The sequence below is a fragment of the Geomicrobium sp. JCM 19039 genome, assembly GCF_000698145.1.
In the GTDB taxonomy this organism is placed as follows: domain Bacteria; phylum Bacillota; class Bacilli; order Bacillales; family Marinococcaceae; genus Geomicrobium_A.
Genome location: NZ_BAXB01000046.1, coordinates 1 through 9351, shown reverse-complemented (window position 1 = coordinate 9351; position 9351 = coordinate 1). Strand labels below are relative to the sequence as shown.

The window sequence follows — 9351 nt, the reverse complement described above, 5'->3', positions numbered from 1 at the left end:
CGCAGATGGGGGAAACTAGCGCGCAGAACGGTCGTTCGTCTTGCCCACATGTGACGCCATCCCCTGCGGCAACGGTTCAAAGAACCATCTTTTGCATTTCCAAGCCAAAAACCTAGTATCTTGTCGGCGCGAGCCGCGCCGAACCGAGTTCGATTTGGCTTCGGCCCCGCTGGGGCAGACAGGTTGCTCGGTTATGAGCATCGAATCTGCGATCGAGTTGGAATAAACTGCACAAACTAGCACCAAGCTACCCCTCCAACCCAACAGTGCAAATCAAGAAAATGTTAAGTTCATTCCATATAGATCGCACCCGAAACGATCTAGATCGTTTTTCTCGATTTTCTGCACCGGCGGTGACGACGGGCGCTTACTTTTGGTAATTCCTAGGATAGTGGTGATCTAGATTACTTTGGACCACCGCAGTTCACCTCGTCATGGGCAACCTATTTACAGCGAACTTCAACCTTATTTATTCTTATAAACCTCAAGAGCTAACAACAATCGGCACCTTCGGTGCTGAAGTTAAACCGAACGGTCCTCGGCATGACTCGTCCGGACATCTCATAGGCTTTTGAACCAGAGAATGGTCAACAAGGAGAGAATAGGGGGATGTCATTTTCATAAAAAGAAAACACCCCAAAAGTAAGTTTTACTCTAACTTTTGGGGTGTAGTAAATTCTGCAAGGCTTTTTAAGTGTGGAAGACCACTTCAAAAGAACGTAAATTGTTATCTGTCATTGGTTTCTTGTCAGACGATTGTTGACCTTTATGTGCGGAGCGAAATGCGTCGCTGTTTAGCCAGCTCTCGTAAGATTCTTTTGAATCCCACTTCGTGAAAACAACAAAGCTTACGTCTTCTTTTTCACTTTCTAAGAAAAGAAATTCTACGCATCCATCCACGTCTTTCATACGATCTTTGCTTTTTTCAAATCTTCCTTTGACCATTTCATGCTGGTCTTTTTCTACATGAAGTTCATTCATCACAACATACATCATTGTTCCTCCTTCATCATTTCCTATGTTTCAGTATAGGGGATGTCTGAATCTGTGACAAATATGTACATGCAAACGATAATTGGTTATAATAAAAGATAAGAATGAATCTCCAAGACACTTCGTCATATGGATAGATGTTGCTTTGCAGCAAGAGATGTTAAGGGAGGAACAAACATGCGTTTATTTCTATTGTTAGCAGTATGTGCGGCTTTTTTAGTTTCCATCATGACAGCTGGAAAGAATTCAAAACCACATCAATCGTAATCGTGACAAACCCCCTACTTTTTCTTAAAAGTAGGGGGTTTTATTAATTTAACTTGGGGAAAGACTGCTGCCTCAACGCTTCATATAATAAGATTGCTGCAGCGTTTGATACGTTTAATGAACGTATTAGCTCATTTTGTGGCAAGCGAATGCAGCGATTCGGGTATGTTTCAGCAACCCATTCTGGAAGTCCTTTCGTTTCTTTTCCAAAAACAAAATAATAATCCTTATTTGTATCGCTATAATCAAAGTTGGTATACCAATCACTGCCCGTCGTTTCAACAAAAAATACATCTGATATGTCCCGCTCCGCTAAAAAAGCTTCCAAGGATTGGTGGTAGTTGATGTTTACATTTGGCCAATAATCACAACCAGCCCTTTTTAACATTCGGTCCTCGGTCGAAAAGCCAAGTGGATGAATTAAATGGAGGGCTGTTGCCGTCCCTGCACATGTGCGGGCAATATTGCCTGTATTTGCTGGGATTTCGGGTTCGTGTAGGACAATGTTAAGACTCATCTGCTTCTTCTCCTCTATTCATGCGTTATCGATACAATAGTATACCATATCACATTACGTGGAGATATGATCATTCACCTTAAAGAACTTATATTTAATATCTGGTGTCCATGCTGTCGAGTCTTCATACTTCCAATAGCGATTTCTACTGTTTGCTGTTTGCGCATTCACTAATGGCTCCTGCTCATGATTAAAAGCTACGACAATCGCTGTATGATTCCATTCCCCGTCCCCGTTGAAGTCATAACAAATTACATCCCCGGGTCGCAAGTCCTGAGCACGATCAGCTTCCCTTGCTGTAAGACCCGTTGTAGAGCCACTTAAGTACCACCGCATTGAGTGAGCGACTGCCCAACTATAACTCCATCGATCATTTGCCAACCACCAACCCTTTTCTTTCTGATGTTGTCCATGCATCGGTGCCCCACCGGCTTGCAAACATTGGGAAATAAAATTCGTGCAGTTATCGGTAAACTCCGGGTACTCCGGGTTATAATCGTTCCACCAGCGCTCCGCATACTGAACTGCCTGCATTCGGTTGTACATATTGTTTCGTAAAGATTCGGATTTTCTTCTTGGCAATCGCTCTACTCGTTGACGAACCATCGCAGTTTCGTCAGTTCTTTTAATTTTTTGATCGTTTATGATTTTTTGTTTAACGATTGTCAGCTGACGATCTTCCTCTTCTTCTCTAAGGTGGTACGTGTCTCCAGCTTTAATCAGATGTACTTGATACAGTTTGTATCCAACTATCGTGCTCGACCCGTAAGACAGCATGCTATAAGGCTTTAACGTTGAAGTGGTTTTGATTACGTGTTCACGTCGGTCACGAAACCCTTTATTCATACGTTTATAGCGACTCTTTTCCTCTATTGATACTGATGGCGAGCGTTTTCGATCTAGAACGGCATTGCTTAACTTTTCGACATGTTCTTGAAGTTTTTCGCGGATGAACGCTTCCATTTTACCGCTCCCTTCTTTTCACCTATACTTATGTCATCTAAGCCGCGTGCATGTGCCTTAATAAAGAAGCGACGTGATCACTTTGAAGAAAGTTACAATCCACAAAAAAGAAGCTCATCCATAATGGACAGCCTCTCATTGCAATGCTTCTTCTATCTCTTTTTGGACTTCGTCATCTTCCTCATGTAGAGAAGCTAACCGAAGCGCTTCTAAGTTTTCGCTTCCATTAATCTCCCCTAATGACCAAGCAGCTGTTCCACGAATGACAGGCCGCGGATCGTTTTGAAGTAAATCCCTTAATTTAGGAGAAGCCCCCTCTTCTTTAAAATGACCAAGCGCAATCACTGCATTTCTTTGGATTGGTTTTTTGCCCCGCCATGAACCTGCCATCATCCCATAGGTCTCTTTGAATTCCCTATTCGACATGGAAAGCAACGGCAAAAGCTCCGGCTTCACTTTTTCTGGTTCAGGTTCAAACTCAGGTTGATAGTGGTCTCCTTTGCCTTTATTTATCGGGCAAACAACTTGGCATGTATCACAGCCATATAATCGATTGCCAATTTTTTTGCGATACCTCTTTGGAATCATATCCTTCTTCTGAGTTAAAAAAGCAATACACTTTTGTGAATCCAGTTGTCCTCCTTGAATGAGTGCTCCTGTTGGACAACTATCCACGCATTTGTTACACGTCCCACACCCATCTTCCACCGGTGTATCTGGCTCAAAAGCCAACGTCGTAATCATTTCTCCGAGATATACATAGCTTCCGTATTCATGAGTAATCACCATACAATTCTTGCCTGTCCACCCAATTCCAGCACGCTCTGCAACAGCTCGATCAGACAGTGCACCTGTATCAACCATAGAAGCCGTTTTCGCCTCTGGCACACGTTCTTTAATAAATGCCTGCAGACGTTCTAACCGATCGTTTAAAACCGTATGATAGTCCTCACCCCACGAAGCTCGACAAAATAATCCCCTACGATTTCCTTTGACGCCCTTTGGTGGATTTTTTAACTTCGATGGGTAAGATAAAGCAATGCTAATAATTGATTTTGCATAGGGAAGTAACAATTCTGGGTTTGTTCGTTTATCAATATCAGGCTCTTCAAAACCTGAGTCATATCCAAGCTGTTGTTGCGTTTTGAGTCTTTCTTTAAGTGTCAAAAATGGATCTGCACTCGCAAATCCAATACGATCAATGCCGATGGATTTACTGAAATTTATAATTTCTTCTTTAAGCTCTTCATTCATTAGAGTCCAACTTTCACTTATGGTAAAATCATATTGACTGCGCGTTTCACGCATTGCAGTTGATGTCATTTTACCATATGCAAAAACGGCGCTCAATTCCGGTGCGCCGTTCGCTAATGCTAGCTTTTTTTATAGCCAAGCTCTTGGAAAATCGACACCACACCGTAAGCAATACCGGCTACACCAAGAGCAATGGCACCAACAAATATAATTAGATTCAATATCTTCACCTCTTTGGTTGTATTGTTCTTAAATGCAGAAAAGATATACAGAAAGGATTTTTCCCCTCTATGTCATTAAAAACCTTCGAGAACATCACGATGGTCGTGATGGTTCTCATCTTAGTATTATTAATAACAGGTGCAATTACTCCTCCGGTTAGCTTTTACTTCCTTGGCGTAATCGTCTTAATTGTCATTACGAACTTTTTTTGGCGTCTACGCGATTACAAAAACGAAGAGCGTTGAAGTTAAAGGAAATTGAGGAAGAAGAAGCAAGAAGAGCAAAGAAAAATACAGATTCCCACTCATCTTAAGGGATCTGTACTTTTCTCTTGCGTAACATGCTAGGACATGGTATATTATTATTTGTCGGAAACGACATTACATACGGCGATGTGGCGGAATTGGCAGACGCGCGCGACTCAAAATCGCGTTTCTACGGAAGTGTGGGTTCGACTCCCACCATCGCCACCATTTTCAAGGTTAAACACCCCGTTTACTAACGATGAGGTGTTTTTGTTTTATATAGAAAGTGAGAAGATCATGAACTTAACCATTATGTATGATACAGATGATCACGGCGAAACATATGTGCAAGTGTATAACACTGGAGAGCTTGTCAGCCAAGTCCATGTTTCAATGATTGGAAAAGATGCGATCTACCCTTCGATTACAAACTTTATCTCGCAACAACGCACGTTATTTTTACAACAATCCGAAGGCTTTCCTTCGCGTATTTTTATAGAAGAAGCGATTCAAGTAGATATTGATTGCGAAAAAGCAAACGGACATTAAGAAAAAGCACAGAAAATTTAGATCCGTGCTTTTTAATGTTACAAGCTGTTTTTTTATTAAACAACCGCGCCGATTATGGAAGATGGTAGTCTTTTCAAATAACACTACCCACTATTAAAGTAAGCTATTTGGAAATCAATTATTTTTCGGAATTATTAAATCGAAAAATAGTCTTATATTCATCAAACGTTTCCCCGTTTATCTCAGTATAGACTCCATTCGTGTAATTCGATATGGTCTTCCTCCAAAATTTTGTCCAGTAATGTTTTTCTCTAATGGGTTAGTAAACAATTCCCAATTCCCTTTCAACTGGTCAAAAACTACATTTGCTGCACTTTCTGCTATACCTTTCCCTCTTAAGGATTGAATTAAAAAGAACTCATTTACAAAATAGTCAATTCCTTTATTACAATGTGGTGGGGTTGCTATTAGAATAAACCCTGCTGGTATCCCATCGACTAAAATTAAGTAGGGGAATAAAACTCCTGTCTTTTCCCACCAAATATTTTGAACTTCATACTGATCATTTAAGGTTCGATAATCGTTACTATCCTCGTATATCCCGTGGACATTCGGAATTCTATCATAATGGCCAGAAAGGTCATACAGGTATAATGGATACAAGTTTTTTATAATATTTGCTTCTCTTTTATCTGTTAAACGAACTTCGATTTTCATAGATTTCTCCTTTTAAAATAGTATTTGTATATGCTGTAATTGTAATAAGATTAGGTCAATGAATATATATAATAAACGATTATAAAACATTCTTTACATAGAAAAGTCACATCAGATTTATTCCAATGTGACATATAAAAACTATTCTTTTGAGTAAACAATTTTTTTAATACTATCGTGAGAAAGAAAGAATTGATTTGAAAGTTGATCTATAGTTACCCCGACGGAAAATTGTTGTCGGATCTCACAGTTTCTATGGTTTAAGTAACTTTTACTCCCAGAACTTTCTCCCCATTTCTTTTGTAATCCCTTTGAAATAGGGACATAAACCATTTCTCCATTTACATACTTCTGTATTTCATTCAGCAGTTCTTTTGGAAAGATACTTTTTGCATTTACATATTTCATGTTAGCTTCGCTCCTTAAAATAGAATAAATTTTTAAGGTAGCAAAGTCATTACTATAAACAATGTTCACTTCGCAGGCGGAAATCAATGTTTAGCTCTATACAAACAACCGCCGTTGTTCATAGTGCAAACTTTGCATAGAGCGGATCTTTAAATTTCTCCTACTTATTTTCATAGTAATCCTCCTTTCTGTCCTAATACAACTATTTAGCAAAAGGGCCCGTTTGTTTAATGCTGATTCTATATATTTCCATATTAATATCAATACCTTTTTATTTGAATTGAAATTCTTGTAAAAGAATTTATTGTTGGTACGTAACTCTTTTTCATTTTAGTGATGATTTCATCACTTTATATGTCGTTTATTATCCATGTATTTTCTGTTTTCCATGGTGAGAAAACTCGCATATTGGTACTAATTTAAAATGAAATCCATTTTGAAGGTCATGCAACAGATATGAACTAAAAATAAATAGGATGAGTAATATTGTATTCAACTAACATCCACCGATTTGGTTCAAATTGGTTCAAGCATTATCAATTTAAATACTTTTTCATCCATTTTTATCCGTTTATAGTTTAGCAGTTTATTGATATAAATGGACTTCAATGGATTTGGTATACATAAAATTTATAAGTATATTTCTCAAAAAACTAGGCCGGTTATTATACCTTCCTAGTTTTTTAATATGCGCTGTTTAAAACACAAATTTATTTAGACAACCTTTTCTAGTTTCCAGTTGAACCAAACCCACCAGAACCTCGAGAAGTGTCATTTAATGATTCAACTTCTAAGAAAATTGCTTGAGGCACTTGTTGCAATACTCCTTGGGCAATGCGATCATGCTTAGCAATGACATAACTTCCCTGATCAGCCTTGCTATCGATTGTTTCTCCCTTTGTTGAAAGCACACCCATTTCTTCATTACTCGATCCAATGTGATCAACTAGAATACCGACTTCTCCACGATAATCCGCATCAATGGTACCTGGGCTGTTTGATATACGTAATTTCGTTTTTTTAGATAAGCCACTTCGTGGTCGCACTTGCATTTCGAATCCATTAGGAATTTCAAAAGCTAAGCCTGTTTTTATTAACTTTGTTTCCCCAGGTTGAATGACTACTTCTTCTAAAGCGTATAAATCAAAACCTGCAGCTGCATCCGAACCATATGTAGGAATAACAGCATCTTCATGAAGCTTCTTAACCCGCACATCATACTTCATCACACTTACACTCTCCTTCTAAGAAAAAAACAGCCACATGTTATGTGACTGTTTCAATAATGCTTAACGCGTATGTTGTAAAATATGGTGCCGAGGGCCGGACTTGAACCGGCACGGTTGTTACCAACCGCAGGATTTTAAGTCCTGTGTGTCTGCCAATTCCACCACCCCGGCATGGTATGTTAGACAGAATATAAACTGGAGGCGGCACCGGATTTGAACCGGGGCATAGGGGTTTTGCAGACCCCTGCCTTACCACTTGGCTATGCCGCCAAAAAATGGAGCGGGAGACGAGATTCGAACTCGCGACCCCCACCTTGGCAAGGTGGTGTTCTACCACTGAACTACTCCCGCATAAATGGCTGGGCCAGCTGGATTCGAACCAGCGCATCACGGAATCAAAATCCGATGCCTTACCGCTTGGCTATGGCCCAATATGGGGCGGCTGATGAGAATCGAACTCACGAGTGCCGGAACCACAATCCGGTGCGTTAACCACTTCGCCACAGCCGCCATATTTATATGTGTTTATTATTAAATTGGCAGGGGCAGTAGGAATCGAACCCACATCAAAGGTTTTGGAGACCTTCGTTTTACCATTAAACTATGCCCTATATAAATGGTGGAGGGGGACGGATTCGAACCGCCGAACCCTGAGGGAGCGGATTTACAGTCCGCCGCGTTTAGCCACTTCGCTACCCCTCCATATATATGGTGCCGGCCAGAGGACTTGAACCCCCAACCTACTGATTACAAGTCAGTTGCTCTACCAATTGAGCTAGACCGGCTAAAGAAAGATGGTGGCTCGAGACGGAATCGAACCGCCGACACGTAGATTTTCAGTCTACTGCTCTACCGACTGAGCTATCGAGCCATATGCATTATGTAATTTAATGGCGGGCCTGACGGGAATCGAACCCGCGATCTCCTGCGTGACAGGCAGGCATGTTAACCGCTACACCACAGGCCCATATTTTGAAAAATAAGCGGCGAATCTCTTCGGCTACTTCGCTCATTCATTCGAGTCGTGTACCTAGTACACTCACTCATTCAATCACTCGTATTCTCGACCTTCTTGCTTCTTTTTCAAAATCGAGTTTAAAGCGGCGGATTTCTTTGTCAGCTTCCTTCCCTCACTCGAGTCGTGTACTTTGTACATTCACTCGTTCAGTCAGTTGCTTCCGCGAACTCCTTGCTTCTTTTAAATACTACTTGTTTTAAAGAATAAGTTGCGAATCTCTTTGTCAATTTCTTTCATTCGTTTCACGTACAGTGTACGCTCACTTGTATTTTGAGGGTACTACTATCCTTCTCGCTACGTTGCTTACTCGACGTAGTGTCGAAAGTAATTTGGTTGCACCTTACAGGCACTACAATCTACATATTAATTGGTTGCGGGAGGAGGATTTGAACCTCCGACCTCCGGGTTATGAGCCCGACGAGCTACCAGACTGCTCTATCCCGCGATATGTTGGTGACCCGTGCGGGATTCGAACCCGCGTTACCGCCGTGAAAGGGCGGTGTCTTAACCCCTTGACCAACGGGCCAACTTAATTAATTACTTCTTAGAGTTGTTATGGCGGAGAGCGAGGGATTCGAACCCTCGAGACGGTTTACGCCGCCTACACGATTTCCAATCGTGCTCCTTCGGCCACTCGGACAGCTCTCCAAAGTATGGCTCCACAGGCAGGATTCGAACCAGCGACCTACCGGTTAACAGCCGGTTGCTCTACCACTGAGCTACTGTGGAATATGTCTCGTAACGGCCTCACGGACAACATTATTTTACTCTAATAACGTTTATAATGCAAGTCATTTACGATGATTCATGATGTTTACATTTTATGTAGAGAGATCATTCTCTCAAAACTGAATAACGGAGAAGCATGCGGACGTGACCCATCCTAACGCCATATGCGTGGATAAATCCTCGACCGATTAGTATCTGTCAGCTCCATGTGTCGCCACACTTCCACACCAGACCTATCTACCTGATCGTCTCTCAGGGGTCTTACTCACTTGACGTGAC

At 41.1% G+C, this 9351-nt stretch carries 9 protein-coding genes, 15 tRNA genes and 1 rRNA gene; 3 read left to right on the top strand and 22 right to left on the bottom strand.

Annotated elements, in window-relative coordinates; all coding sequences use genetic code 11:
- Positions 1 to 690: 690 nt before the first annotated feature.
- The 4 genes from JCM19039_RS21030 to queG form a co-directional block, all read right to left on the bottom strand.
- A complete protein-coding gene (locus JCM19039_RS21030; protein ID WP_042431020.1) occupies positions 691 to 993 on the bottom strand; it encodes an antibiotic biosynthesis monooxygenase in 303 nt (100 codons plus the stop codon).
- Positions 994 to 1303: 310 nt separating this feature from the next.
- Entirely contained in the window at positions 1304 to 1777 is a 474-nt protein-coding gene (locus JCM19039_RS21025) for a tRNA (cytidine(34)-2'-O)-methyltransferase (protein WP_042431019.1), read from the bottom strand.
- A 54-nt stretch (positions 1778 to 1831) separates the two neighbouring features.
- On the bottom strand, positions 1832 to 2740 hold the full coding sequence (locus tag JCM19039_RS21020; protein ID WP_042431017.1) for an amidase domain-containing protein: 909 nt from the start codon (positions 2738 to 2740) through the stop codon (positions 1832 to 1834).
- A gap of 135 nt (positions 2741 to 2875) precedes the next feature.
- A complete protein-coding gene (gene queG / locus JCM19039_RS21015) occupies positions 2876 to 3994 on the bottom strand; it encodes a tRNA epoxyqueuosine(34) reductase QueG (RefSeq protein ID WP_042431024.1) in 1119 nt (372 codons plus the stop codon).
- Between the two features lie 290 nt (positions 3995 to 4284).
- On the opposite strand from queG, the gene JCM19039_RS24735 reads away from it, so the two are divergent.
- The 3 genes from JCM19039_RS24735 (at position 4285) to JCM19039_RS23495 (ending at position 5010) form a co-directional block, all read left to right on the top strand.
- On the top strand, positions 4285 to 4461 hold the full coding sequence (locus tag JCM19039_RS24735) for a hypothetical protein (RefSeq protein WP_193744324.1): 177 nt from the start codon (positions 4285 to 4287) through the stop codon (positions 4459 to 4461).
- 143 nt (positions 4462 to 4604) lie between these two features.
- A tRNA-Leu gene (locus JCM19039_RS21010) sits at positions 4605 to 4689 on the top strand.
- A gap of 42 nt (positions 4690 to 4731) precedes the next feature.
- Positions 4732 to 5010, top strand: a complete 279-nt coding sequence (locus JCM19039_RS23495; protein ID WP_081834674.1) for a hypothetical protein — start codon at positions 4732 to 4734, stop codon at positions 5008 to 5010.
- Positions 5011 to 5208: 198 nt separating this feature from the next.
- Here JCM19039_RS23495 and JCM19039_RS21000 read toward each other — a convergent pair whose 3' ends face one another.
- The 18 genes from JCM19039_RS21000 to JCM19039_RS24730 form a co-directional block, all read right to left on the bottom strand.
- Positions 5209 to 5688, bottom strand: a complete 480-nt coding sequence (locus JCM19039_RS21000) for a GNAT family N-acetyltransferase (RefSeq protein ID WP_238545184.1) — start codon at positions 5686 to 5688, stop codon at positions 5209 to 5211.
- 141 nt (positions 5689 to 5829) lie between these two features.
- Positions 5830 to 6096: a CD3324 family protein gene (locus JCM19039_RS20995; protein ID WP_042431012.1), complete on the bottom strand. Its 267-nt coding sequence runs from the start codon at positions 6094 to 6096 to the stop codon at positions 5830 to 5832.
- 728 nt (positions 6097 to 6824) lie between these two features.
- Positions 6825 to 7322, bottom strand: a complete 498-nt coding sequence (dut, locus tag JCM19039_RS20990) for a dUTP diphosphatase (RefSeq protein WP_042431021.1) — start codon at positions 7320 to 7322, stop codon at positions 6825 to 6827.
- A gap of 85 nt (positions 7323 to 7407) precedes the next feature.
- Positions 7408 to 7496: transfer RNA gene (locus JCM19039_RS20985), tRNA-Leu, on the bottom strand.
- A gap of 25 nt (positions 7497 to 7521) precedes the next feature.
- A tRNA-Cys gene (locus tag JCM19039_RS20980) sits at positions 7522 to 7595 on the bottom strand.
- Positions 7596 to 7601: 6 nt separating this feature from the next.
- Positions 7602 to 7676 (bottom strand) — tRNA-Gly (locus tag JCM19039_RS20975).
- A gap of 5 nt (positions 7677 to 7681) precedes the next feature.
- Positions 7682 to 7756 (bottom strand) — tRNA-Gln (locus JCM19039_RS20970).
- A 3-nt stretch (positions 7757 to 7759) separates the two neighbouring features.
- Positions 7760 to 7835, bottom strand: a tRNA-His gene (locus JCM19039_RS20965).
- A gap of 27 nt (positions 7836 to 7862) precedes the next feature.
- A tRNA-Trp gene (locus JCM19039_RS20960) sits at positions 7863 to 7935 on the bottom strand.
- A gap of 7 nt (positions 7936 to 7942) precedes the next feature.
- Positions 7943 to 8027: transfer RNA gene (locus tag JCM19039_RS20955), tRNA-Tyr, on the bottom strand.
- A 7-nt stretch (positions 8028 to 8034) separates the two neighbouring features.
- A tRNA-Thr gene (locus JCM19039_RS20950) sits at positions 8035 to 8110 on the bottom strand.
- 10 nt (positions 8111 to 8120) lie between these two features.
- Positions 8121 to 8196, bottom strand: a tRNA-Phe gene (locus JCM19039_RS20945).
- A 20-nt stretch (positions 8197 to 8216) separates the two neighbouring features.
- Positions 8217 to 8292 (bottom strand) — tRNA-Asp (locus JCM19039_RS20940).
- 419 nt (positions 8293 to 8711) lie between these two features.
- Positions 8712 to 8788 (bottom strand) — tRNA-Met (locus JCM19039_RS20935).
- A 6-nt stretch (positions 8789 to 8794) separates the two neighbouring features.
- A tRNA-Glu gene (locus JCM19039_RS20930) sits at positions 8795 to 8869 on the bottom strand.
- Between the two features lie 30 nt (positions 8870 to 8899).
- A tRNA-Ser gene (locus JCM19039_RS20925) sits at positions 8900 to 8991 on the bottom strand.
- 6 nt (positions 8992 to 8997) lie between these two features.
- Positions 8998 to 9072, bottom strand: a tRNA-Asn gene (locus JCM19039_RS20920).
- A gap of 168 nt (positions 9073 to 9240) precedes the next feature.
- Positions 9241 to 9351, bottom strand: a 23S ribosomal RNA gene (locus JCM19039_RS24730); the annotation flags it as partial.